The sequence below is a fragment of the Acidovorax sp. GW821-FHT11A03 genome (genome assembly GCF_058809075.1).
On the sequence record NZ_JBXASG010000002.1, the window covers coordinates 265,515 to 288,531 of the forward strand.

General features: G+C 68.1%; 18 protein-coding genes, 1 tRNA gene and 1 other RNA gene. 16 read left to right on the forward strand and 4 right to left on the reverse strand.

Features of this window, described 5'->3' with window-relative positions; translation table 11 throughout:
* Positions 1-53: 53 nt before the first annotated feature.
* Positions 54-1,289 carry a M48 family metallopeptidase gene (locus AC1RVY_RS04960; protein ID WP_369641413.1) on the forward strand — a complete coding sequence of 412 codons (1,236 nt, stop codon included), beginning with the start codon at positions 54-56 and terminating at the stop codon, positions 1,287-1,289.
* Between the two features lie 77 nt (positions 1,290-1,366).
* Here AC1RVY_RS04960 and rnpB read toward each other — a convergent pair.
* Both rnpB and rtcR read right to left on the reverse strand, forming a co-directional pair.
* Positions 1,367-1,806: RNase P RNA component class A (gene rnpB / locus AC1RVY_RS04965), an RNA gene on the reverse strand.
* 249 nt (positions 1,807-2,055) lie between these two features.
* Positions 2,056-3,690, reverse strand: a complete 1,635-nt coding sequence (gene rtcR, locus AC1RVY_RS04970; RefSeq protein ID WP_369641412.1) for an RNA repair transcriptional activator RtcR — start codon at positions 3,688-3,690, stop codon at positions 2,056-2,058.
* Between the two features lie 339 nt (positions 3,691-4,029).
* On the opposite strand from rtcR, the gene AC1RVY_RS04975 reads away from it, so the two are divergent.
* The 14 genes from AC1RVY_RS04975 to AC1RVY_RS05040 all read left to right on the forward strand — a co-directional run bounded on the left by AC1RVY_RS04975 (position 4,030) and on the right by AC1RVY_RS05040 (position 17,907).
* Positions 4,030-4,102 (forward strand) — tRNA-OTHER (locus AC1RVY_RS04975).
* A 306-nt stretch (positions 4,103-4,408) separates the two neighbouring features.
* On the forward strand, positions 4,409-5,551 hold the full coding sequence (locus AC1RVY_RS04980) for a slipin family protein (protein WP_369641411.1): 1,143 nt from the start codon (positions 4,409-4,411) through the stop codon (positions 5,549-5,551).
* Between the two features lie 34 nt (positions 5,552-5,585).
* Complete coding sequence (locus AC1RVY_RS04985) at positions 5,586-6,326, forward strand: hypothetical protein (protein WP_369641410.1); 741 nt, start codon at positions 5,586-5,588, stop codon at positions 6,324-6,326.
* 8 nt (positions 6,327-6,334) lie between these two features.
* A complete protein-coding gene (locus tag AC1RVY_RS04990) occupies positions 6,335-7,576 on the forward strand; it encodes an RtcB family protein (RefSeq protein ID WP_492805562.1) in 1,242 nt (413 codons plus the stop codon).
* Between the two features lie 286 nt (positions 7,577-7,862).
* On the forward strand, positions 7,863-8,189 hold the full coding sequence (locus tag AC1RVY_RS04995; protein ID WP_492805564.1) for a hypothetical protein: 327 nt from the start codon (positions 7,863-7,865) through the stop codon (positions 8,187-8,189).
* 162 nt (positions 8,190-8,351) lie between these two features.
* Positions 8,352-9,218, forward strand: a complete 867-nt coding sequence (locus AC1RVY_RS05000; protein WP_492805566.1) for a nucleotidyltransferase domain-containing protein — start codon at positions 8,352-8,354, stop codon at positions 9,216-9,218.
* Positions 9,219-9,224: 6 nt separating this feature from the next.
* The gene (locus tag AC1RVY_RS05005) at positions 9,225-9,773 is read left to right on the forward strand and encodes a hypothetical protein (protein ID WP_492805567.1); all 549 of its coding nucleotides are present in this window, start codon (positions 9,225-9,227) and stop codon (positions 9,771-9,773) included.
* 46 nt (positions 9,774-9,819) lie between these two features.
* Positions 9,820-10,872 (forward strand): RNA 3'-terminal phosphate cyclase, encoded by a 1,053-nt coding sequence (gene rtcA, locus AC1RVY_RS05010; RefSeq protein ID WP_492805569.1) that lies wholly within the window; start codon positions 9,820-9,822, stop codon positions 10,870-10,872.
* 156 nt (positions 10,873-11,028) lie between these two features.
* Positions 11,029-11,946, forward strand: a complete 918-nt coding sequence (gene cysK / locus AC1RVY_RS05015) for a cysteine synthase A (RefSeq protein WP_492805570.1) — start codon at positions 11,029-11,031, stop codon at positions 11,944-11,946.
* Positions 11,947-12,339: 393 nt separating this feature from the next.
* Entirely contained in the window at positions 12,340-13,104 is a 765-nt protein-coding gene (locus tag AC1RVY_RS05020) for an endonuclease/exonuclease/phosphatase family protein (RefSeq protein WP_218293267.1), read from the forward strand.
* A complete protein-coding gene (gene clsB / locus AC1RVY_RS05025; protein WP_492254619.1) occupies positions 13,101-14,390 on the forward strand; it encodes a cardiolipin synthase ClsB in 1,290 nt (429 codons plus the stop codon). The genes AC1RVY_RS05020 and clsB overlap by 4 nt, the downstream gene beginning before the upstream one ends.
* Positions 14,391-14,406: 16 nt before the next feature.
* Positions 14,407-15,456, forward strand: a complete 1,050-nt coding sequence (locus AC1RVY_RS05030) for a lysylphosphatidylglycerol synthase domain-containing protein (RefSeq protein WP_492805572.1) — start codon at positions 14,407-14,409, stop codon at positions 15,454-15,456.
* 171 nt (positions 15,457-15,627) lie between these two features.
* Positions 15,628-17,343 carry an NAD(P)/FAD-dependent oxidoreductase gene (locus tag AC1RVY_RS05035; protein ID WP_492805574.1) on the forward strand — a complete coding sequence of 572 codons (1,716 nt, stop codon included), beginning with the start codon at positions 15,628-15,630 and terminating at the stop codon, positions 17,341-17,343.
* Positions 17,344-17,355: 12 nt separating this feature from the next.
* Positions 17,356-17,907, forward strand: coding sequence for a VUT family protein (locus AC1RVY_RS05040; RefSeq protein ID WP_492805576.1), 552 nt, complete (start codon positions 17,356-17,358; stop codon positions 17,905-17,907).
* A 913-nt stretch (positions 17,908-18,820) separates the two neighbouring features.
* Here the strand turns inward: AC1RVY_RS05040 and AC1RVY_RS05045 are convergent.
* Positions 18,821-20,164: an amidohydrolase gene (locus tag AC1RVY_RS05045; RefSeq protein ID WP_218293262.1), complete on the reverse strand. Its 1,344-nt coding sequence runs from the start codon at positions 20,162-20,164 to the stop codon at positions 18,821-18,823.
* Positions 20,165-20,290: 126 nt separating this feature from the next.
* Here AC1RVY_RS05045 and AC1RVY_RS05050 point away from each other — a divergent pair, with 126 nt between their 5' ends.
* Entirely contained in the window at positions 20,291-21,373 is a 1,083-nt protein-coding gene (locus AC1RVY_RS05050) for a GlxA family transcriptional regulator (RefSeq protein WP_492805965.1), read from the forward strand.
* Between the two features lie 71 nt (positions 21,374-21,444).
* On the opposite strand, the gene AC1RVY_RS05055 is transcribed toward AC1RVY_RS05050, so the two are convergent.
* Entirely contained in the window at positions 21,445-23,016 is a 1,572-nt protein-coding gene (locus AC1RVY_RS05055) for a methyl-accepting chemotaxis protein (RefSeq protein WP_492254614.1), read from the reverse strand.
* Position 23,017 lies beyond the last annotated feature (1 nt).

The window sequence follows — 23,017 nt, forward strand, 5'->3', positions numbered from 1 at the left end:
CCGCCGCCAGTTTCACCGGCCCCGGGCCACCTACAACGTGATGGATGACTGACATGAACGACCCCCTTCACGCTGCATCCCTCGTGCCTGGCCGCTGGTTCGACGGCCAGAGCAGCAGAGCCCGCCCCGTGATGGTGGGCCTGCGCCCCACGCCGCGGGGCCCGTCGCTGGTGCTACACCCGCTCTCGCAGCCAGGCGCCGCGCCGGCCGTGTTCGCCTGCAAGGATGTGGGCTGGCCGGAGGCCTGGAACGAGCGCAAGCCCCAGCCCCGCGTGGTCGTGGACCTGCGGGACCACGGCAGCCTGGAGATCGATGCCGTGAACGACTGGCGCGCCGCCCTGGCCGCCGCTGGCGAACGCCCGGGCCTGGCCCAGCGCATGCAGACCCGCTGGCCCGTGCTGCTGGGCGTGGTGGCGGTGGCGGCCATCGGCCTCACGCTGTTCTACCGCTACGGCACCCCCTGGGCCGCCACGCAGCTCACGCGCTTTGTGCCCCTGTCCTGGGAAACCAGCGTGGCCGAGAACGTGCTGCGCCAGATGGACAGCGGCACGCTCAAGCCCAGCAAGCTCCCCAGGGAGCGGCAGGAGCAGCTCAAGGCGCGCTTTGACGCCCTGGTGCAGCACACACCCCCCGGCCTGCGGCGCTACCCCGGCTACCAGCCTCCCCTGAGCCTGGAATTCCGCTCGGGCATGGGCGCCAACGCCTTTGCGCTGCCGGGCGGCAAGGTGGTGATGACCGACGGCATCGTGAAGGCGGCCGCCGACAAGGGACTGGACGACAACGCGCTGGTGGGCGTGCTGGCGCACGAAATCGGCCATGTGGTGCAGCGGCACACCACGCGCATGGTGGTGCAGCAGGGCGTGCTCAGCATGGGCCTGGGGCTGGCGCTGGGCGATGTGTCCGGCATTGTCTCCACCGGTGCCTCGGTGCTCACGGGGCTGGCCTACAGCCGCAGCCACGAGCGCGAAGCCGACTGCTACGCCATCGCGGTGATGGGCCAGGCAGCCCTGCCCACGGCGCCCATGGGCCAGCTGCTGCTGGCCATCGCGAAGGATGAAGAAGAAGCAGAAGAGGAAGAAGACAACAAGAAGAAGGAGAAAGCAGGCCAGGACCAGGCGGCCACAGCGGCCGAACCCGGCGCCAGCAGCCCGGAGCGCTCGCGCAAGCGCAAGATGGCGGAAGACATGGCGTCGCACCCGGTCTGGTCGCTGCTCAGCAGCCACCCCGACACCGTGGAGCGGGCCACGGAGCTGGAGAAGGGGCATGCGCCCCACTGCGCGAAAGGCTGAGCGCGCCGTGGCGTGCTCCGCGCCGGGCACGACCGGCACATCAGCGCCTACACCAGGCTGAGGCTGGGGGAAATAAAGTGTGAAGCGCGCCGATAAGCCGGATTCTGTGCACCACGGTTGCCCGCAGTGTGACCGCCATTAATCTGGGCCGGGTGTCGCCACCACGGCTCGGTGCTACCTACCCGCCAGCTCTGCGGAACCACATCAACGCTGGCCTACTTGGTATTGCTGCGCGTAGAGATTGCCCGTTTCACCCCGAGCGGGCTTGCCCGCTCGGGGTGGCTGTTCGGACCCGGCTTGCGCCGGGTTCGGACAGCTCTCGCTGTCCTCTCGCCAGCTTGCGCTGGCGCCTCACAGAACACTCCGTGGCAGGTAGTTTCCACCCGGACTCGTCTCTGTTGCTCTGATCCTCACCTCACGGTGGGCAGCCGTTAGCTGCTACGCTGTCCTGTGCAGTCCGGACGTTCCTCCAGTGCCTGGTTTCCCAGATTGCACCAGCGGCGGTCTGGCGCGCTTCACGGGGTGGATTATCCTAGAAACGGCAGTTGAATGCGCCCGTCAGTGCCGTGATCGGTGCGTCAGGCAAGGCGAGACGACGCTCCAGGCTCTTGCCTGCAAGGAGGAGCAACGCCGCATGGCACGCCGAGCGCGGTGCTGGCGGGTGTATAGCGTGCCCATCCAACCAGTGAACGCCATCGAAGCAGCACATACCTGACTTCAGATGGCAAGTTGAAGGAAACCAATCGGTCAACTGCCGTTTCTAGGATTACTGCCCAGCGGCAGCGGCGCGCTCCCAGTCCAGGCCGAACCGCGCCAGGTACTTGCGCAGCCGGTCCGCATCGTTGACCACCGTGCGCTGCGTGCGCGAGGCCTGGAACAGCTGGCGCCCCGCGTCCGACAGGGTGCGGGCCTGGCGGCACACCTGCAGCACGGCCGCCAGTTGCAGCTGGTCGAACAGGTCCAGGGCGTGCACCGCTTCCTCGCCCAGCAGGTCCGCCAGATCGCCGCGGCCCACCGCGCCGGGCATGGACGCCAGACCGCTGCGCGCATCGCTGGCGGGCTGCCACAGCCAGCGCAGGCGCGCGATCTCGGCCTCGACCAGGGGCAGGCCGATGCGGCCGCTGTCGGCCAGCGTGGCCAGGCGCGTGACGCTGGCCGAGAGGTCGCGGAAGTTGCCCGTCCACAGCGCCTCGGGCGACTGGGCATAGCGCAGGTAGGCCGCGCGCGCCTCGTTGGAAAAGCGCACGCCGCGGCCCAGCTCGGCGCCTGCGCGGGCCAGCTGGTGGTCCACATTGGGCTCGATGTCCTCGGGCCGCTGCGCCAGGCCCGGCAGCACATAGCTCCAGAGGTTGATGCGCGCATACAGGTCTTCGCGAAAACGCCCCGCCGCCACCTCGGTGCGCAGGTCGCGGTTGGTACCCGCGATGAGCTCGAAGTCGCTGGCCACCTCGCGGTCGCTGCCCAGGGGGTAGAAGCGCTTTTCCTCCACCGCCTTGAGCAGCATGGCCTGCTCATCGAGGCCCAGTTCGCCGATCTCGTCGAGGAACAGCACGCCCTTGTGCGCCGTGCGCAGCAGGCCCGCGCGGTCGGCCGCCGCACCGGTGAAGGCGCCTTTCTTGTGGCCGAACAGCGTGGACGCCGCGCCGTCGCCATGCAGCGTGGCGCAGTTCACTTCCACGAACTCGCCCTCCACCTGGTGGCGCGACTTCTTCAGCTCGAACATGCGCCGCGCCAGGTGCGACTTGCCCGCGCCCGTGGGTCCGGTGAACAGGATGGGCGCACGCGAGCGCACCGCCACGCGCTCCACCTCGTCGATCAGCGCGTTGAAGCGCGCGTTGCGCGTGGCGATGCCGCTCTTGAGGAACTGCACCGCGTCCTGCTGCTCGGCGCCGAAGCGCTGGGCGATCCCGTCGTAGCGCGACAGGTCCAGGTCGATCAGCGTGTAGCTGCCCGGGTCGCCCATCTGCTGGCGTTTGGGCGGCGAGGTCTGCGCCAGCACGCCTGGAATGCGGCGCGATTCCACCAGCAGGAACAGGCAGATCTGGGCCACGTGGGTGCCGGTGGTGATGTGCGTCCAGTACTCCTCGCGCCCGGTGTCGAAGCGGTAGGCCTGCGCCCAGTCAAACAGCCTGGCATACACCTCGCCAAAGTCCCACGGGTCGGCAATGGGCAGGGGCGCCAGATTCACCGTGGTCTCGGGGGACGCAACAGCCATGTCGGCGCGCACCTGCTGCGCCAGGTCCTGATGGGGCGGCGTGTAGAGCAGCTCCAGCCGCTCGATCACCACATCCTCATGCTGCACCAGCGACACCGTGGGGCGCCACTTTTCCCACCGCCCCGCGCCCCTGCCGGCGTCGAGCTGGGTGCCCAGGAAACCGATGACGACTTTGTTTTTGCGCATTCCATTTATCTATTCAACTAGCTTTCATTCTAGTTACTTTATGCACCTCGAATAGACCAAAAAAACAATCGAAGAAATTTCCCCTTACAAATCAACGACTTGAAAGAAATCAAACCACAAGCCACAGGCTGGCACGCATCTGGCAATAAAGAAGACATCCAGCGCAAGCGGTGACCGCTCACAGGCCGGGGTTAGGACACACGTTCGCCCCGCCGGTGCAGGGAATCCGGAGCCTCAGGGCTCTTGTCGATTCCCCGCATGCCGCACGCCGCAAACGCTGGGTAACGGCACGGCCGTGGTAGCCATCCCGCAAGGGATGCCTGGTTCGACTCCAGGCGTGCCTCCATTGGTAGCTCATTGGTAGAGCAACCCCGCAAGGGGTCTGTTGCAGGTTCGATTCCTGCCCAAGGCCGCAAGGCCAGCACTTGGAAGTACCGGTCGAAAGACCACCCGCCGAACGCGGGGAGTTGCCCCAGGGTGGCGTTTTTTGGGAACGCCACCGCAAGGCAAGGCCCCGTCAGCCGGTGGCGGTTTGTGCCAGCACCCGGCACGGCCCGCGCCCGCAGCCAGCCACGCTGCCGCCCTGCTTGCAGGGCAGCCGCCACGGCGCACTGCAAGGCCCGAGGTTGTGCCCCCTGGCACCCCGCCATCGCTGTAACGGCACCCTGATTGCAATGACAGCGAAGTAACGACAACGACAGAACAAGGAGAAGAAAAAATGACGAAGTTGATCCAACGCACCACCGTGAAGAAGAACGAACGCGCCCTGCTGCTGCGCAACGGCAGCTTTGACCGCGTGCTCCACAGTGGCACGCACTGGCTGTTTGCCGGCATGGACCAGCTGCGCGTGGAGACCTTCGCCCTGGAGCAACCCGCCTTCACCCACGGCCTGGCCGACTACCTGATGGCGCAGGAACCCGCCGTGGTGGCGGCAGAGTTTGTGCAAGTGAACCTGTCGGAACAGCAAGTGGGCCTGCGCAGCGAAAACGGCGTGCTGGTCGAGGTGCTGCCCCCCGGCACGCGCCGCCTCTATTGGAAAGGCCTGGTGGAGGTGAGCGTGCAGGTGATCGACCTGCAGGCAGGCCCCGAGCTGCCCGCCGCCCTGGTGGCGCGCCTGACGCAAACGCAACTGCGCCAGCGCAGCGTGGCCGGATTGACCGGCGTGCTGCAGGTGCAGGTGCCCGAGGGCCAGTGCGCGCTGCTCACGGTGGACGGCAAGGTCGAACGCCTGCTGGCGGCCGGCGCCTACGCGTTCTGGAAGTACGGCCGCACCATCGCCGTGGAACTGGTGGACCTGCGCCTGCAGGCCGTGGAGGTCTCGGGCCAGGACATCATGACCCGCGACAAGGTGAGCCTGCGGCTGAACCTGTCTGCCACCTTTCGCACCACCGATGTGCTGCGCGCCTTTGCCCAGCTGCAAAAGCCCGCCGACTACCTGTACCGCGAGCTGCAGTTCGCGCTGCGCGCCGCCGTGGGCACCCGCACGCTCGATGAGCTGCTGGAGAGCAAGACGGTGATCGACGACGTGGTGACCGCGCACATGGCCGCCAAATTGCAGCCCTTCGGCATGCAGCTGGAGAGCGTGGGCGTGAAGGACATCGTGCTGCCCGGCGAGATGAAGGCCATCCTGACCCAGGTGGTGCAGGCCCAGAAGCAGGCCGAGGCCAACGTGATACGCCGCCGCGAGGAAACGGCTGCCACGCGCTCGCTGCTCAACACGGCGAAGGTGATGGAGGACAACCCCGTCGCCCTGCGCATGAAAGAACTGGAGACGCTGGAGCGCGTGGCCGAGCGCATCGACAAGATCTCGGTGTTCGGAGGCCTGGACCAGGTGCTGAACGGCCTCGTGAAGATGCGCTGAGAAAAATGGAAAAAATGGAAAAGCAGGAACTGCCATGAAAAACAAGAAACTGACAGCGAGAGCAAAGCGCCTGCAGCGGGACACCGCATCCGCCACCTGCGCATCCGTCGGCCTGGACCCGGCGGTGTACAGCGCGGCCTTGCGCTACCTCTTCGACCGCCCCGTGCCCGACAAGAGCGGGCAGGAGTGGTATTGGCTGATCGACGAGCCGGAGTTCGACGCCACGCCACTGCAATGGACACACATCCAGACCGTGCTGTTCGCCAACGCGGGCACCGACCTGGCGCCCTACAGCGACGAGCAGGTGGGCATGGGCCTGAACCATGTGATGAGCAACAACGCGGGCGACATCCCGCACATGGCGAACGACCCCTCGGTGCCCTTGGCCGACGCGATGCGCATGATGCGGGCCCTGCCCACCTTGTGGCGCGACTGCCTCGGCCCGCGCCTGGACACCGGGACGAGCCCCATCGGGAGCCGAAGCGACCGCCTCTGCTTCGTGAGCTACATGTGGTTTGACGTGTGGCCCACGTTCTGGAACGCCAAGGACATCCCTGAATGGCGCGACGCGATGTGGCAGGTGTTCTGCGAGATGCTGGCGATGCCGTTCAGGGCCGCACAGGAGTCCGCATTGCACGGGATCGGCCACGAGGGCGTGCGCCTGAAGCGGCCCAAGGAACTGCAGGCGCACATGGACGCCTTCATCCGCCAGGTGAAGAACGACGACGAACTGAAGAACTACGCCCAGGCCGCAGCGCGCGGAATGGTGCAATGAACAACAAAATGCGAAAGAACAATATGACCAACAACAACTACGAACAATACGAAGTGCCGAACGGCGTGCCCGTGAAGATGTGGACGAACGGTGTGCCCGTGGAAGAAGAAGCCCGGAACCAGCTGCGCAACATCGCGCGCCTGCCCATCGTGTTCAAGCACGTGGCGGTGATGCCCGACGTGCACCTGGGAATCGGTGCCACCATCGGCTCGGTGGTGCCCACGCTCAAGGCCATCATTCCCGCCGCGGTGGGGGTGGACCTGGGGTGCGGAATGATGGCGTGCAAGACCACGCTGACCGCCAGCGACCTGCCCGACAACCTGGCCGGTGTGCGCGCCGCCATCGAACGCGCCGTGCCGGTGGGGATGACGCCCAAGCGCTTCGGCCGCGATAAAGGAAGCTGGGACACCCCGCCGGCCGAGACCGACCGCGCATGGTCGGCCCTGGTGGACGAGTTCAAGGAGATCTGCGAGGCGCATCCGCGCATCGAGAAGACCAACAACTACAAGCACCTGGGAACGCTGGGAACGGGCAACCACTTCATCGAGATCTGCCTGGACGAACACCAATCCGTGTGGGTGATGCTGCACTCGGGCTCGCGCGGGGTGGGGAACGCCATCGGCACCCACTTCATCGAGCTGGCCAAGAAGGATGCCGAGATGAACCAGCGCAACCTGCCCGACAAGGACCTGGCGTACTTCGAGGAAGGCGCGCGGTACTTCGGCGACTACGTGAAGGCCGTGGGGTGGGCGCAGAAGTTCGCCGCCGCCAACCGCGAAGTGATGATGGGCCGCGTGATCGCCGCGCTGCGCAAGGTGATCACCAAGCCGTTCGAGACGCACGTGGAAGCCGTGAACTGCCACCACAACTACGTGCAGCGCGAAACGCACTTCGGGCAGGACGTGTTCGTGACCCGCAAGGGCGCAGTGAGTGCCGAGCGAGGCAAGCTGGGGATCATCCCGGGGAGCATGGGGGCCAAGAGCTTCATCGTGCGCGGAAAAGGCCACCCCGAGAGCTTCAACAGCTGCAGCCACGGCGCGGGCCGCACCATGAGCCGCACCAAGGCCAGGAAGATGTACACCGTGGCCGACCAGATTGCCGCCACCGAGGGCGTGGAATGCCGCAAGGACGCCGACGTGATCGACGAGATCCCGATGGCCTACAAGGATATCGACGCGGTGATGGCGGCGCAGCAGGACCTGGTGGAGGTGGTGTACACGCTCAAGCAGGTGGTGTGTGTGAAGGGGTAAAGGGATGAACTGCTACGAACTAAGCATGCTGGACGACGTAATCGACTCTACAGCTCAAGCGGCAGAGCAAGCACAGCGCCTAGGGAAGGGAACTTGCTCGCCCAAGTGGCTTGTCGTGGCAGCGCACTCCGCAGCACAAGCCGCGATGACCTGCTACTTAAATCAGGGCAATGGAATAGCCTCATGGCACAAGAAGGATGCGCAGGCATAGCTGAAAGCACATGAGAAACAGCAAACTGAATCAACGCCGTTTCAAGGCTATCCCGATGTGCGCTTGAACTTTTTCATGGAACTGTATGCAGACGTCAAAGACACGGCGCAAATGAAGCGAGAGGACGACATCACGTTATCCCTAAGCAGGGATATGGATCGTTGGATGAGTGAGTTGAACCAGCTGCGAAATAGCCTCACCCACTTCCAGGCGAATCATCATTTGGTCTTCAAGCAGCACGTTGTAAGCGTAGCTCAGGCCGCATCGAAAACAGTCAATGCGTTGAGTGAAAGTCAGTCCTTTCCGTGGTGGTGGAGCGATGAAGCGGAGCATTCCCGGTCGCTATTGAAACAGCATCTCAGAACGCTTGATACCGCTCTATCTACTATTACCTCCACCTAGACAAACGTATAGACCGAGGCCGGACAACAGAGAGATCTTGTGCTGCATCTGCAGCGTAGAGAGGCCCATTGCCACAGTAGGCAACTATATTTTTTATAGCTGCTAGCGCTTATCCCTAAAGCGCTACAGCCCATTTTCATGCATACAACAGAACAAAAAGAAATGCTGCGCTCCGTCCAGCCGGTGGAGCCCCACATGCGCGCGCAGGTGCTGGAGGCTCTGCGCGACATCGAAGCCCGGCACGATGTGACCGTGCTATTCGCCTGCGAGTCCGGCAGCCGGGGCTGGGGCTTTGCCTCGCCCGACAGCTACTACGACGTGCGCTTCATCTACGTGAACCGGCCGCCCTGGTACCTCACGGTGGCGCCGGGGCGCGATGTGATCGAGGTGCCGATCAGCGGCGACCTGGATATCAACGGCTGGGACCTGCGCAAGGCGCTGGGCCTGATGCGCGAGTCGAACCCCACGCTGCTCGAATGGCTGGGCTCGCCCATCGTGTACCGCGAAGAGGCGGGCACCATGGCGCAGTTTCGCGCGCTGGCGGCGCAGGTGTTCTCCAACGCCAAGGGCTGGCACCACTACGCCTCCATGGCCAAGAAGAACTTTCTCGAGCACCTGCAGGCCGATAAGGTGCGCTACAAGAAGTACCTCTACGTGCTGCGCCCGCTGCTGGCCGCGCGGTGGATACGCACGCAGCCCGGTGTGCCGCCCATGCGCTTTGCCGAGCTGGCCCAGCACACGCTGGACGCCGCGCGGGACGCGGTACTGATCACGGAAATCAACGCACTGCTGGGGGTGAAAATGCGCGCAGGCGAGGCCGCCACCAGCCCACGTTGGCCCGGCATCCATGCGTTCATCGAGGCAGAGCTGGCGCGCAACGCGGCCGAGCCTGTGCAAGCCTTGCCGGTGCCGGGTAATGCCGCGCTGGATGCGCTGCTGCATGACACGGTGTTGCGTTATGACGCCGCACACGCCGCACACGCGGCACACGCGGCACACGCGGCACACGCGGCATACAACTCAGTGTGAAAACAAATGATCGACGCCCTCGTCATCTATGAAACTGAGGCTGAAATGAACCGACTGCACGCTGCTTGCCGCGCTGCAGCCATGCGCCAACGCTCGAACACGGAATCGCGCAAGGAGTACCGGCAGGCTGCCGAGGAGTTTCGGACTTACCAAAGCCCGCTGTGGGAACTTTGGAGTGCACAGGCACAACGCGACATCGTGACTGGAAGCGGGGTGTGGCGTGACGCAGCGATCCTGTACTTGCAGATCAGTCCGAGATTCTTTCGCTCCGGCTATTTGCGCGATGTGGTTTGTACCAAGCTCAAACAGGCGGAATTACAACACCGGGAGCGCACGGACACACAAGAGGCTCTGCTGCGATCCATCGTCCGTCGTCCTTCCACGGGCAGTTTCCGATACGACTGTCGGCTGGCCATTAAGGTGGCAGACAAGCCTTTTATGCAACAGCTGCGAGCCCTATGCAGCAACCGAAACCCATGGATTAGCGGACGAGCGCTGCGCATGGAAAAAGCAATCCAGCGTCACGCATCGTGCGCTTCCGAAACAGATATTTGAGGTCATGTTGAGCGAGAAATACGTTATTCATCCACCGGGCCAGGCAATGCAGAACCCCCTCACCCTCGACGGCACCACCGGCGAAGGCGGCGGCCAGATCCTGCGCACCGGCCTGGCCCTTTCCATGGCCACCGGCCGGCCGCTGCACATCACGCGCATCCGGGCCGGGCGGCCCAAGCCGGGACTGATGCGCCAGCACCTGGCCTGCGTGCAGGCGGCCACCGCCGTGTGCGGCGGGCAGGCCGAGGGGGCGGAGCTGGGCTCCCAGACGCTGCGGTTCACGCCGGGCGCGGTTCGTTCTGGCGACTACCGCTTTCAGATCGCCACGGCGGGCAGCTGCCTGCTGGTGCTGCAAACGGTCTTGCCCGCGCTGATGCTGGCCGACGGCGAGAGCCGTGTGCAGCTGTCGGGCGGCACGCACAACCCGATGGCGCCGCCGTTTGACTTTCTGGAACGGGCGTTTGCGCCGCTGGTGCGGCGGCTGGGGGTGGGGCTGGATCTGCAGTTGCAGCGGCGGGGCTTCTACCCCGCCGGGGGCGGCGAGGTGCTGGCGCACATCACGCCCCCAGCCCAGACCCTGGCCCCGGTGGACGTGCTGGAGCGCGGCACGCTGAAGACCGGGTGGGCCGATGCGCTGGCGCCCGGCCTGGCCCGCAACATCCCCTACCGGGAGCTGGAGACCCTGGGCCAGCGGATGGGCTGGACCTTTGAAGCAGGCCAGTTGCGCCAGCCGCCCACGCGCCAGAACGAGGGGCCGGGCAATGCGCTGATCGCCACGCTGGAGTACGAGCACGTCACCGAGGTGTTCTGCCAGCTGGGCGCGCGCAGCCTGTCGGCCGAGCAGGTCGCCAAGCGGCTGGTGGACGAGGTGCGCGCCTACCAGCGCAGCGGGGGCGCCCTGGGCCCGCACCTGGCGGACCAGTGGATGCTGCCGCTGGCCCTGGCGGTGTGGCGCAGCGGGCAAGCCGCGCGCTACACCTGCACCGAGGTGACGCAGCACACGGCCACCAATGCGCAGACCATCGCGCTGGGCCTGCCGGTGCGGGTGCAGACCACGCCGGTGGACGGGGCCATGCGGGTCGAGATCACACCGGCGTAGCCCGCCCCCCGGGCCCGCCGCGCGGCCGGGGCCGGGGACAACCCCTGCCGGCCGGCCCGCAACCCACAGGCCCCGGCATATCCATATCACCCAGACAGCAGAACAAGTGGTTCAGAATGCGCGTCACACCCCTCTTTGCACCTCACAGGAGACGCCATGAAAGTTGACAACATTCTGCAAACCATCGGCCACACGCCCCACGTGCGCATCAACCGCCTGTTTGGCCCGGCGGCCAACGTGTGGGTGAAGTCCGAGCGCAGCAACCCCGGCGGCTCCATCAAGGACCGCATCGCGCTGTCGATGGTGGAAGACGCCGAGAAGTCCGGCGCCCTGCAGCCCGGCGGCACCATCATCGAGCCCACCTCGGGCAATACCGGCATCGGCCTGGCGCTGGTGGCGGCCGTCAAGGGCTACAAGCTCATCCTGGTGATGCCCGACAGCATGAGCATCGAGCGCCGCCGCCTGATGCTGGCCTACGGCGCGCAGTTCGACCTGACCCCGCGCGAAAAGGGCATGAAGGGCGCGATCGCCCGCGCACAGGAGCTGCAGGCGCAGACGCCGGGCTCGTGGATTCCCCAGCAGTTCGAGAACCCCGCCAACATCGACGTGCATGTGCGCACCACCGCGCAGGAGATCCTGGCGGACTTCCCCGACGGCATCGACGTGCTGATCACGGGCGTGGGCACGGGCGGCCACATCACGGGCGTGGCGCGGGTGCTCAAGGCCAGGTTTCCGAACCTCAAGGTGTTCGCGGTGGAGCCCACGGCATCGCCGGTGATCTCGGGCGGCGCGCCGGCGCCCCACCCCATCCAGGGCATTGGCGCGGGTTTCATCCCCAAGAACCTCGACACCAGCCTGCTCGACGGCGTGATCCAGGTCGATGCCGAACCCGCCCGCGAATACGCACGCCGCTGCGCGCGTGAAGAAGGCATCCTGGTGGGCATTTCGTCGGGCGCCACGCTCGCCGCCATTGCGCAGAAGCTGCCCGAGCTGCCTGCGGGCGCCAAGGTGCTGGGCTTCAACTACGACACGGGCGAGCGTTATCTGTCGGTGGAGGGGTTCCTGCCTGCATAAATTGCCCCCCTGAGGCGCAACCGCTTGGTGCCACCGCCAGAGGCGGTGCCTCTTCGATGCCGTCCAAGCCTGCGCAGGCAGGCTTGGAGCCGCGGCGTCTCAGCCCCCAGGGGGACGCACCCGGTGGCCTGGCAGAGCCAGTTCCACGGGTGCACCGGCCTGGGGCGCGCCAGTTTCCAAGGTGCTGCGGGGGCGGCCGGCCCCTGGTGCCAGCCCCCAGCACGTAGCCAAGGCACGGGTTCAGGGCCGAAAGCCTTTTTCGGCCAGCGCAGCACACACCCACGGCCAGCCGTCCTACAGCGGCGGCGCACTGCGGCCCCAACAATCGTTTCACCCTTCGGCCCGCCCCTGGCGGCGCCCCGCGCCGGAGGGCCCCACAACGATTGTTTGCCCATGGACACCCTCCCCTCACAACCCATCGCGTTCAAGGTGCTCACCGTGAACGTGCACAAGGGCTTCACCACCTTCAACCGGCGCTTCATGCTGCACGAGCTGCGCGAGGCGGTGCGCAGCGTGGCGGCGGACCTGGTCTTTCTGCAGGAGGTCCAGGGCACGCACCACCGCCATGCCAGCCGGCTCGCCAACTTTCCGCAGGTGCCGCACTACGAGTTCCTGGCCGACACCATCTGGTCGCAGTACGCCTATGGGCGCAATGCCGTGTATGACAACGGCGACCACGGCAACGCCCTGCTGTCCAAGTTCCCCATCACGCATTACGAGAACCATGACATCTCGATCAGCGGGCCCGAGCGGCGCGGCATGCTGCACTGTGTGCTGCAGCCGCCCGGCCACCACCTGCCCGTGCATGCCGTGTGCGTGCACCTGGGGCTGCAGGAGGCCCACCGCCAGCGCCAGCTGCAGCGGGTGTGCGAGCTGCTCAAGACCTTCCCGCCCGGCGAGCCCGTGGTGCTGGCCGGCGACTTCAATGACTGGCGCCACCGCGCGCACGCCATCCTGCAGCGGGGGGCGGGCCTGCAGGAGGTGTTCGTGCAGGCCTTCGGCCGGGCGGTGCGCACCTTCCCCGCGTCCATGCCGCTGCTCGCGCTGGACCGCATCTACGTGCGCAACGCGGCCGTGCATGCGCCCCTGTCGCTGCCGCGCAAGCCCTGGGACAAGCTTTCGGACCACGCACCCCTGGCGGCGGAGATCCTGCTATGAGCCTATCTTCCCGCTCGTTTCGCGCACCACGCTCATCCCGCTGGGTGCCGGGCAACCACTTCGATCTGCTGGAAAACGGCGAGGAGTTTTTCCCCCGGGTGTTCGGCGCGATTGAAAAGGCACGGCGCGAAGTGCTGCTGGAGACCTTCATCCTGTTCGAGGACAAGATCGGCCAGGAACTGCACGCCGCCCTGCTCGCGGCCGCCCGGCGCGGAGTGGAAGTGCATGTGCTGGTGGACGGGTTCGGCTCGCCCGACCTGTCCGACGGCTTCGTGGGCAGCCTGGTCGAGGCGGGCGTGCGCTTTCGCATCTTCGACCCGGGCCGCCGCTTCATGGGCCAGCGCCTGAACATGCTGCGCCGCATGCACCGCAAGATGGTGGTGGTGGACGGCGAGCTGGGGTTCATCGGCGGCATCAACTACTCGGCCGACCACGTGGCGGATTTCGGCCCCGAGGCCAAGCAGGACTACGCCGTGCAGGTGCGCGGCCCCATCGTGGCGCAGATGCACCATTTCCTGCGCGAGGCCGTGCAGGAGGGCGCGCAGCGCCGGCGCCCGGGCGGCGCGGCCGCCACGGGGCGGCCCCACGCGGGCACCGCCCATGCCATTTTCGTGACCCGCGACAACCACGACCACCGCAGCGACATCGAACGCCACTACCGCGTGGCCCTGCGGTCGGCACGCCACCGCGTGGTGATCGCCAATGCGTATTTCTTCCCGGGCTACCGCTTCATCCGCGAGATGCGGCGCGCCGCCAAACGCGGGGTCGATGTGCGGCTCATCCTGCAGGGCCAGCCCGACATGGCCATCGTGCGCACGGCGGCCAGCATGCTCTACGACCACCTGCTGCGCGCGGGCGTGCAGGTGTATGAATACTGCGAGCGGCCCCTGCACGGCAAGGTGGCGCTGGTGGACGACGAATGGTCCACCGTCGGCTCCAGCAACCTCGACCCGCTGAGCCTGTCGCTCAACCTCGAGGCCAACGTGATCATCCAGGACCGCGGCTTCAACGCCCAGCTCCATCGCCGCCTGGCGCGGCTGATGGAGAACAACTGCCGGCAGATCGAGGCCCCGCCGCCGGGGCGGCTGGACGGCCTGCGCCTGCTGCGCAGCTACGTGGTCTTCCACCTGATGCGGTGGTTTCCCACCTGGGCCGGCTGGCTGCCCCGCCACGAGCCCACCATCACCATGGTCCGCAAGGCGCCGGCCCCCGCGCAGCCCGCGGGCGATGCCGCCGGCAACGGCAACGGCACCAACAACAACAGCAGCGCGGGCGTGGCCGCCTAGGCGGCCCCGGCATCCCATGGCAGCCACCACCACGACCCCGCGCCACCCGGCCCTGCCGCCCCTGGCCGCGGGCAGGCAGGCCCCCGGTGCCCCTTCCGGCTGGCGCGGCCTCACCCAGCGCCCCTGGTGGCCGTGGCTCACGCGCGGCCTCGCGGCGGCGTTCTTCGGGGGGGTGGCCTGGCTCATCTTCCGGCAGGCGCGCCTGGTGGACTGGCCCGCCGTGTTGCGCGCCCTGCAGGCGTTGCCCGCCAGCGCGCTCGCCGTGGCGGGAGCGCTGGCCCTGGCCAGCCATTTCACCTACGGCAGCTTCGACTGGGTGGGCCGCCACTGCAGCGGCCACCGGCTCACGCGCCGCGCGACGCTGGGCATCGCGATGACCAGCTATCCCTTCACGCTCAACCTGGGCTCGCTGATCGGCGGCGTGGGCGTGCGCTACCGGCTGTACGCGCGGCGCGGGGTGGACGCGGGCACCATCGGGCAGGTGGTGGGCACCAGCGTGCTGACCAACTGGGTGGGCTACCTGCTGCTCGCGGCGGTCCTCCCCTGGCTGTGGCAGCCCCCGCTGCTGGCCGGCTGGGCCGCCACGCCATGGCAATGGCGGCTGGGCGGCGCGGTGCTGGGCTGCCTGCCCGTGGCGTACGTGGCGCTGTGCGCCGCGCGCGGCGGACGGGCCCTCACGCTGCGCGGCCACGCCTTTCCGCTGCCCCGGTGGCCCGTGGCCTTGTGGCAGGTGGCGGCGTCGGCCACGAACTGGATGCTCATGGGCGCGGCGCTGTGGGCCGTGCTGCAGGGCGCGGTGAGCTACCCCGCCGCGCTCGCCACCGTGCAGCTGGGAGCGGTGGCCGGGCTGGTCCTGCGGGTGCCCGCGGGCCTGGGCGTGCTGGAGGCCGTGGGCGTCGCGCTGCTGGCCCACGGCGCGCTGGGCCAGGACAAGGTGCTGGCGGCCCTGCTGGCGTACCGGGCGCTGTACTACTTCCTGCCCCTGCTGCTGGCCGCGTTGGGCTTTGGCGTGGCCGAGCTGCGCTGGCGCAGGGGCGAGGCCACCGGCGACGGAAGATCCGCATAAAAACCGGTTGCAGCGCTTATCCATCAAGCGGTAGCAGCTATCATTTTTGAAAAATCGCCTACCCCACGCCAAGGGCGCCCACGGCAGGCACGGGGCCGCGCGCCAGCGGCCCGGTAAAATCACGGCCCCACGACTTTGCACCCCGCCCGATCGACACGGGCCCGCAAGACCATGATCCGCCTCTCCGAAATCCGGCTGCCCTTCACGGCGGCCGAAGACCCCGACGCGCTGCTGCGCGCCGCCGCCGCCAGGCTGCTGGGCCTGGCCCCGGCCGACATCACCTACCTGCACGTCTTCAAGCGCAGCTTCGACGCGCGCAAGGTGGAGCTGCTGGCGGTGTACATCATCGACATCACCCTCGCCCAGCCAGAGCGCGAGGCCGCGCTGCTCGCGCAGTTCGCGGGCAACCCGCACATCCAGCCCACGCCCGACATGGCCTGGCACCCCGTGGGCCAGGCCCCGGCCGACCTGCCCCTGCGCCCCGTGGTGGTGGGCTTTGGCCCCTGCGGCATCTTCGCGGCGCTGGTGCTGGCGCAAATGGGCTTCAAGCCCATCGTGCTCGAGCGCGGCAAGCCCGTGCGCGAGCGCACCAAGGACACCTGGGGCCTGTGGCGCAAGCGCGAGCTGCATGCCGAAAGCAACGTGCAGTTCGGCGAGGGCGGCGCGGGCACCTTCAGCGACGGCAAGCTCTACAGCCAGATCAAGGACCCGCGCCACCTGGGCCGCAAGGTGATGAACGAGTTCGTGAAGGCCGGCGCGCCCGAGGAAATCCTGTACGTGGCCCACCCGCACATCGGCACCTTCAAGCTGGTGAAGGTGGTGGAGAACCTGCGCGAGCAGATCATCGCGCTGGGCGGCGAGATCCGCTTCGAGCAGCGCGTGACGGACGTGGTCGTCGAAGGCGCCGGGGAGGGCCGCCACCTGCGCGGCCTGAAGGTGCTGAACCAGGCCACGGGCGAGACCACCGACCTGCGCGCCGACCATGTGGTGATGGCCCTGGGCCACAGCTCGCGCGACACCTTTGCCATGCTGTACGACCGCGGCGTCGCCATGGAGGCCAAGCCGTTTTCCATCGGCTTTCGCATCGAGCACCCGCAGGGCATCATCGACCGCGCCCGCTGGGGCCGCCACGCCGGCCACCCGCTCCTGGGCGCGGCCGACTACAAGCTGGTGCACCATGCGCAGAACGGCCGGGCGGTGTACAGCTTCTGCATGTGCCCCGGCGGCACCGTGGTGGCCGCCACCAGCGAGCCGAGCCGCGTGGTCACCAACGGCATGAGCCAGTACTCCCGCAACGAGCGCAACGCCAACGCGGGAATGGTGGTGGGGATCGATCCGAGCGACTACCCTACCGACGCTGCCGCCTTCGACACCCATCTGGGCCACACCCACGGCATCGAAGCTCTGCCGCAGGGCCAGTTCCACCCGCTGGCGGGCATCGTGCTGCAGCGCCAGCTCGAATCCAACGCCTTCGTGCTCGGCGGGCGCGACTACAGCGCGCCGGGGCAGCTGGTGGGCGACTTCATCCAGGGCACTCCATCGAAGCACCTGGGCGATGTGGAGCCTTCGTACAAGCCCGGCGTGGCCCTGGGCGACCTGCACGCCGCCCTGCCCGGCTACGCCATCGCGGCACTGCGCGAGGCGCTGCCCGTGTTCGGCCGCAAGATCAAGGGCTTCGACATGCACGACGCGGTGCTGACCGGCGTGGAGACCCGCACCTCGTCGCCGCTCAAGATCGGGCGCAATGAAAACCTGCAGAGCCTGAACACCGCCGGCCTGTACCCGGCGGGCGAAGGCGCCAGCTATGCGGGCGGCATCCTGTCCGCGGGGGTGGACGGGATCAAGGTGGGCGAGGCGGTTGCGCGTGCTCTGCTGGGCCGTGCCTGACCTGGTGGTGGCATGCCTGCTGCGCTGACGCTCCCGACCCGCGCGCAGTTCGCTGCCGCTGCCCTGGCCATGGCCGCCGTGGTGCTGGCCTCCAACATCCTGGTGCAGTTCCCGATCAACGACTGGCTCACCTGGGGCGCGATCACCTACCCGGTCGCCTTCCTGGTGAGTGAGCTGGTCAACCGCGCCCACGGCCCGCAGCAGGCGCGCCGTGTGGCCTGGGTGGGCTTTGCCGTGGCGGTGGCCGCGTCGCTGGTGCTGGCACCTGCGCGCATTGCCATCGCGTCCGGCACGGCGTTTTTGCTGTCGCAATGGCTGGACATCGCCGTGTTCGACCGGCTGCGCCACGGGACCTGGTGGCGCGCGCCGCTGGTGGCCACGCTGATGGCTGCGGTGCTGGACACGGCAGTGTTCTGGAGCATCGCCTTTGCCGGTAGCAGCGACCCTTGGGTGACGTGGGCGCTGGGGGACCTGGGGGTGAAGCTGGTGCTGGGTGTGGCGCTGCTGCTGCCGTTTAGGCTGCTGGTGGGCCGGGGCGCTGCGCTCTATACGCGGTTGGGTTGAGCCTGTCGAAAACTGGGCGCATCGACCCCCATCCGTTCGGGTTGAGCTTGTCGAAACCGGGGTGCGCTCGCAGGCTCGCTGGTTTGCACCGCGTGCCTGGTTCAAGGGCGGAGGCCGGGAGTCGCCCGGCGTGCGAGTAACTTTCTTTCGCGTCGCCGAAAGAAAGTCACCAAAGAAAGGGCGACCCTACAGCCTGCGTCCCCACTCGCCCTGCGGGCGAGTGGGGCAACCTGCGGTGCTCGGTCGTGGGGTGCGCTGCGGAACTCGCTGCGCGCTGCCGCGCTACGCTCAGACAACCGCAGCGAGTCAGTTCACGATGCGTGTGTCCTTCGGCACACGCTCACCCCACGCCCTGCGCTCCTCGGCGCATCCTGAAGGGATGGGGGAGAGAACATCCACACGGGCCATCGCTGCGCTCGGCCTGGCGGTCGCGGCGCAAAGCGCCTGCGCGTTCGGGGCCGAGCAACGCGATGACCCGTGTGGCTGTTCGGATGTTCGGCTGTCCACCCCCTGCTGGCTGCGCCTGCGGCGGGGCGGTTGCGGGGTGGCATGCGCGTCGGAGCGCGCATGCTTCGTGCACTGACTCGCCGCAGTTGTTTGAACGGAGCGCCAAAGGCGCGCAGTGAGTTCTGCGGCGCACCCCGCAACCGCCCCGACGCAGGTTTGCCCCTTCGCACCGCGAAGGGGTCGCAGACTGGGGGTCGCCTTCTCTTTGGTAACTTTCTCTTGGCGAACCAAGAGAAAGTTACCGCGCCGCCGGGCGCGCACCCCGGCTCCCGCCCTCAACACAGGCATGTCGCATCCATCAGCCAAAGAGCCAACCCAGGTTTCGACAAGCTCAGCCCGCGCAACCTGAAGAGCCCCAACCCCATGCGGCGCCGTCGGCACCAGACCCAGCGCCAAGGCCCACGCCTTACTTGCGCTGCAAGAAATCCACCGCCAGCGCCGCCAGCGTGCGCGCACCCACCGGCAGCTGGTCTTCATCGATGTCGAACAGCGGCGAGTGGTTGGATGGAGCCTTGTTGAAGTCCGCGCCCTTGGGCGGCGCGCCCAGGAAGTAGAAGAAGCCGGGCGCGACCTTCTGGAACTCCGAGAAGTCTTCCGAACCGCTCACCTTGGGGATGATCATCGCCTTGCCCCCCGTGGCCAGCTTGAGCGCGGGCAGCGAGGCGGCCGTCAGCTCGGCCGGGTTGGTGGTCACCGGGTAGGCCACGGGGCCGAAGCGCACCTTGGCCTTGGCGCCGCTCGACGCCGCGATCTGCTCGGCGGTGGTGGTGATGCGCTTCAAGGCCTCCTGGCGCATGCCCTCGTCGAAGGTGCGCAGGGTGCCCAGCAGCTCCACGTTGTCCGGAATGATGTTGTAGCGCGTGCCGCCGTGGATGGAGCCGATGGTGACCACCGCGGGCTCCTGGCTGATGTTGAGCTGGCGGCTCACCACGGTCTGCAGGCCCAGCACCACCTGGCTGGCCGCCACCACCGGGTCCACTGCGTTCCAGGGCGACGAGCCATGGCCGCCGCGCCCTTCCACCTGGATGCTGATGTTGTCCGATCCGGCCATGAGCGGGCCGCTGCGGTAGCCCACCACGCCGGACGGCAGGTTGGCCGTGATGTGCAGGCCGTAGATGGCCTGCACATCCTTCAAGGCGCCCTCTTCCACCATGGCCTTGGCCCCGAAGCTGGGCACCTTGCCGTTGGCGTCGGCCTCCACGGGCGCGCCTTCCTCGGCGGGCTGGAAGATGAACTTGATGGTGCCGGGCAGCTGGGCCTTCATGCCGGCCAGCGCCTCGGCCGCGCCCATGAGCATGGCCACGTGGGCGTCGTGGCCGCAGGCGTGCATCACCGGCACTTCCTTGCCCAGGTAGTTGGCCTTCATCTTCGAGGCAAAGGGCAGGCCGGTGTTCTCGGGCACGGGCAATGCGTCCATGTCGGCGCGCAGCGCCACCACCTTGCCCGGCAGCCCGCCGCGCAGGGTGCCCACCACGCCGGTGCCGCCCACGTTGGTCTGCACCTCCATGCCCAGTTTCTTCAGGTGCTCGGCCACGAGCTTGGCGGTGCGCACCTCCTGGCCCGAGAGCTCGGGGTGGGCATGGATGTCGCGGCGCCAATTGACCATCTTGGGCGCCACCTTGTTCACGGCGGTGTCGATGGCCTGCAGGCCGGCGGCATCGAGCGCCTGGGCGTGGGCCGAAGAGGCGGCGATCAGCCCGCTGGCGGCGAGGCCGGCGGCAAGCGCGATGGCGGAAAGGGGTTTGTGCATGGGCAGATCCATAGGGTGGGTGACAGCTTGCAAGGCTGGAGCAGGGAGCAAAAAGCACGTTCATGCTAAAAGCCGGCACCCTCTTCATGACAAGCGAAAATGGCCATCCAACGAGCCAATACCGCCATGCCGCAGTCACCTTCGTCCTTGCCCCCGAGTCCCGCCAGGCCGCCGGTCTTTCGCGTGGACATTCCGCTGCTGCCCGAGTCCGCCGTGGGCAATGCGCTGCAGTTCATCGACCTGCTGCGCGGCGCCAACCTGCTGGCGGGCCTGCGCATGGGCGCGCAGGCGCCGCGCATGGCCTGGCGGCTGCTCGATGCCGGGGGGCTGCTGCCCCTCGCTTCCCTGCCAGGGCCGCTGGCGGCCTACACGCCGGCCGGGGACACGGCGGCGCCCTCCGCCCCGGCCCACGCGTTGTTCATCCCCTCGTTCCATGCCGCGGACATTCCGGCCATCCGCGCGGTGGCGGCCCGCCACCGCGCGCTGTCGCGGCAGCTGGGCATCGCGCTCGATGCCAGGCAGAAACTGCTCACGGTGGGCAATGGTGCCTGGCTGGCGGCGCAAAGCGGCCGCCTGAACGGGCGCCAGGCCAGCCTGCCCTGGTTCTACATCGCGGGCTTCGAACGGGACTTCCCGGGCATCGGCCACAGCCTGGGCCGGGACCTGTCGGACGACGGCCCCTGGCTCAGCTGCGCGCTGCCGCACAGCGTGAACCTGCTGGCGATCGCCCTGGTGCGCCACGCGCTGGGAGAGGAACTGGCCGCCGCCTGCGAGACCGTGATGGCGCCGGACCACCAGCGTGCGCGCGCGGCCCTGCAGGCCAACGCGCAGCAGCACATCCCGGCCACGCGCGACAGCACCCTGGCGCGCGCCATCGCCTGGATGGAGGCCCACCTGGACCAGCCGTACTCCCTGGCCCGGCTGGCCGAGGCCGCGTCGGTGAGCACCCGCACGCTGCTGCGGCACTTCCAGCAGGAGCTGTCGCAGTCGCCGCTCGACTACCTGCACGGCCTGCGCTGCCACCGCGCCAAGGTGCTGCTGGAAGTGACGCTGGAGAGCGTGCCCAGTGTCGCCGTGGCCTGCGGCTACGCCGACCCGGCGGCTTTCAGGCGCATCTTCGCGCGCTACACCGGCATGGCGCCGGCGGAGTACCGCAAGCGCCATGCGCTGCGCGCGCCGCGCAGGCGCTGGCGGGTGGAAATATCGTGACCGCCCTGTGGCGCCGGCTTGGCCGCGCCAGCCTTGGACGCCGCGCTTCACTCCAGGGAAGACGCCCTTGTCTAGCGCGGCAGCGCGTTGCCAGCCGGCAGGCGGAACGCCTCCACCAGTTCGGCCAACTGCTGCGCCTGCGCGCGCAGGCCCTGCGCGGCGGCGGAGGACTCTTCCACCAGCGCGGCGTTCTGCTGCGTCATCTGGTCGAGCTGCGAGACCGCCTCGCCCACCTGGCTCAGGCCCGTGGTCTGCTCGCGCGCGGCGGTGCTGATCTCGCCAATGATGGTGGCCACCTGCTGCACGGAGCTCACGATCTCGCCCATGGTGCTGCCCGCCGCGTGCACGAGCTTGGCGCCCTCGTCCACCTGGCGCACGCTGTCGCTGATCAGGCCGCCGATCTCCTTGGCCGCCGTGGCCGACCGCTGGGCCAGGCTGCGCACCTCGCCGGCCACCACCGCGAAGCCCCGGCCCTGCTCTCCGGCCCGGGCCGCTTCCACGGCGGCGTTGAGCGCGAGGATGTTGGTCTGGAACGCGATGCCGTCGATCACGCTGGTGATGTCGGCGATGCGGCGGGACGACAGCGCGATGCCATCCATGGTGCCCACCACGCGGTCCACGGCCTCGCGCCCGCGCTGCGCCACGCCGCTGGCGCCCGTGGCCAGGCTGCTGGCCTGCGCGGCGGCGTCGGCGCTGTGGCGCACGGTGGCCAGCAGTTCCTCCATGCTCGCGGCGATTTCTTCGAGGTTGGAGGCCGTGTGCTCGGTGCGGGCCGACAGGTCGCTGTTGCCCGCCGCGATCTCGCTGCTGGCCCCGGCCACGGAAGTGCTGGCCTGGCGCATGCCCACCACCAGAGCGGCCAGGCGTGCCTGCATGCCGCCCAGGCGCGCGAGCAGCGCCTGCAGCTCGTCGCGGTTGCCCGCGCCCGGGGCCGGCACGGCCGAGGTCAGGTCACCTTCGGCGATGCGGTCGGTGACTTCGGACGCACGGGCCAGCGGCCGCAGGATGGAGCGCGACAGCAGCCAGGCACAGGCCAGGCTCAGCAGCAGCCCCACCACGGAACCCGCCGCCAGCAGGGTGATGCCCTGCCGTTCGCTGCGGGCGGCGGCATCGCGGGCCTCGGCCACGCGCTGGCGCTGGAAGTCGGCCAGCTGGTTCACGGCCGCCGCATAGGCGTCAGCCGCCGGGCGCAGGCGCGTGGCGATGGCGTCGGGCGGCAGGGCCTCGCCGTCCTTGCGGCGCTTGACGAGGTCGTCGCGCACGGTGCGAAAACCATTGCCCGCCTTGTCGATGGCATCGAACAGGGCCTGAGAGTCCGGGTCCGCCGCCAGTTCGTCCAGCCGCTTGCGCACGTCGGCGGACCGGGCAGAGGTGACCTTGCGGTCGGCATCGATGCGCGCCGCGTAGGCGGGGTTGTCGATTTCCAGCAGGGTTTCGGCCCGCACGGAGCTGAGCACCACGATGGCGTGCAGCTCGCGCGCCAGCAGTGCGCGCTCGGACGAGGCGCCGCCCAGGTCGTCGGCGATGTCCTGCAGCCCCGCCAGCCGCCAGATGCCGACGGCGGCCGACAGCGACATGACCAGGCAGACAACGCCAAAGGCCAGGGCCAGGCGGACCGCAACACGTGCGTGGGAAATGGACATG

Coding starts and splice junctions, on each gene's coding strand:
- AC1RVY_RS04960 (WP_369641413.1), top strand. CDS start 54: ATGAACGACCCCCTTCACGCTGCATCCCTCGTGCCTGGCCGCTGGTTC.
- rtcR (WP_369641412.1), bottom strand. CDS start 3,690: ATGCGCAAAAACAAAGTCGTCATCGGTTTCCTGGGCACCCAGCTCGAC.
- AC1RVY_RS04980 (WP_369641411.1), top strand. CDS start 4,409: ATGACGAAGTTGATCCAACGCACCACCGTGAAGAAGAACGAACGCGCC.
- AC1RVY_RS04985 (WP_369641410.1), top strand. CDS start 5,586: ATGAAAAACAAGAAACTGACAGCGAGAGCAAAGCGCCTGCAGCGGGAC.
- AC1RVY_RS04990 (WP_492805562.1), top strand. CDS start 6,335: ATGCGAAAGAACAATATGACCAACAACAACTACGAACAATACGAAGTG.
- AC1RVY_RS04995 (WP_492805564.1), top strand. CDS start 7,863: ATGGAACTGTATGCAGACGTCAAAGACACGGCGCAAATGAAGCGAGAG.
- AC1RVY_RS05000 (WP_492805566.1), top strand. CDS start 8,352: ATGCTGCGCTCCGTCCAGCCGGTGGAGCCCCACATGCGCGCGCAGGTG.
- AC1RVY_RS05005 (WP_492805567.1), top strand. CDS start 9,225: ATGATCGACGCCCTCGTCATCTATGAAACTGAGGCTGAAATGAACCGA.
- rtcA (WP_492805569.1), top strand. CDS start 9,820: ATGCAGAACCCCCTCACCCTCGACGGCACCACCGGCGAAGGCGGCGGC.
- cysK (WP_492805570.1), top strand. CDS start 11,029: ATGAAAGTTGACAACATTCTGCAAACCATCGGCCACACGCCCCACGTG.
- AC1RVY_RS05020 (WP_218293267.1), top strand. CDS start 12,340: ATGGACACCCTCCCCTCACAACCCATCGCGTTCAAGGTGCTCACCGTG.
- clsB (WP_492254619.1), top strand. CDS start 13,101: ATGAGCCTATCTTCCCGCTCGTTTCGCGCACCACGCTCATCCCGCTGG.
- AC1RVY_RS05030 (WP_492805572.1), top strand. CDS start 14,407: ATGGCAGCCACCACCACGACCCCGCGCCACCCGGCCCTGCCGCCCCTG.
- AC1RVY_RS05035 (WP_492805574.1), top strand. CDS start 15,628: ATGATCCGCCTCTCCGAAATCCGGCTGCCCTTCACGGCGGCCGAAGAC.
- AC1RVY_RS05040 (WP_492805576.1), top strand. CDS start 17,356: ATGCCTGCTGCGCTGACGCTCCCGACCCGCGCGCAGTTCGCTGCCGCT.
- AC1RVY_RS05045 (WP_218293262.1), bottom strand. CDS start 20,164: ATGCACAAACCCCTTTCCGCCATCGCGCTTGCCGCCGGCCTCGCCGCC.
- AC1RVY_RS05050 (WP_492805965.1), top strand. CDS start 20,291: ATGCCGCAGTCACCTTCGTCCTTGCCCCCGAGTCCCGCCAGGCCGCCG.
- AC1RVY_RS05055 (WP_492254614.1), bottom strand. CDS start 23,016: ATGTCCATTTCCCACGCACGTGTTGCGGTCCGCCTGGCCCTGGCCTTT.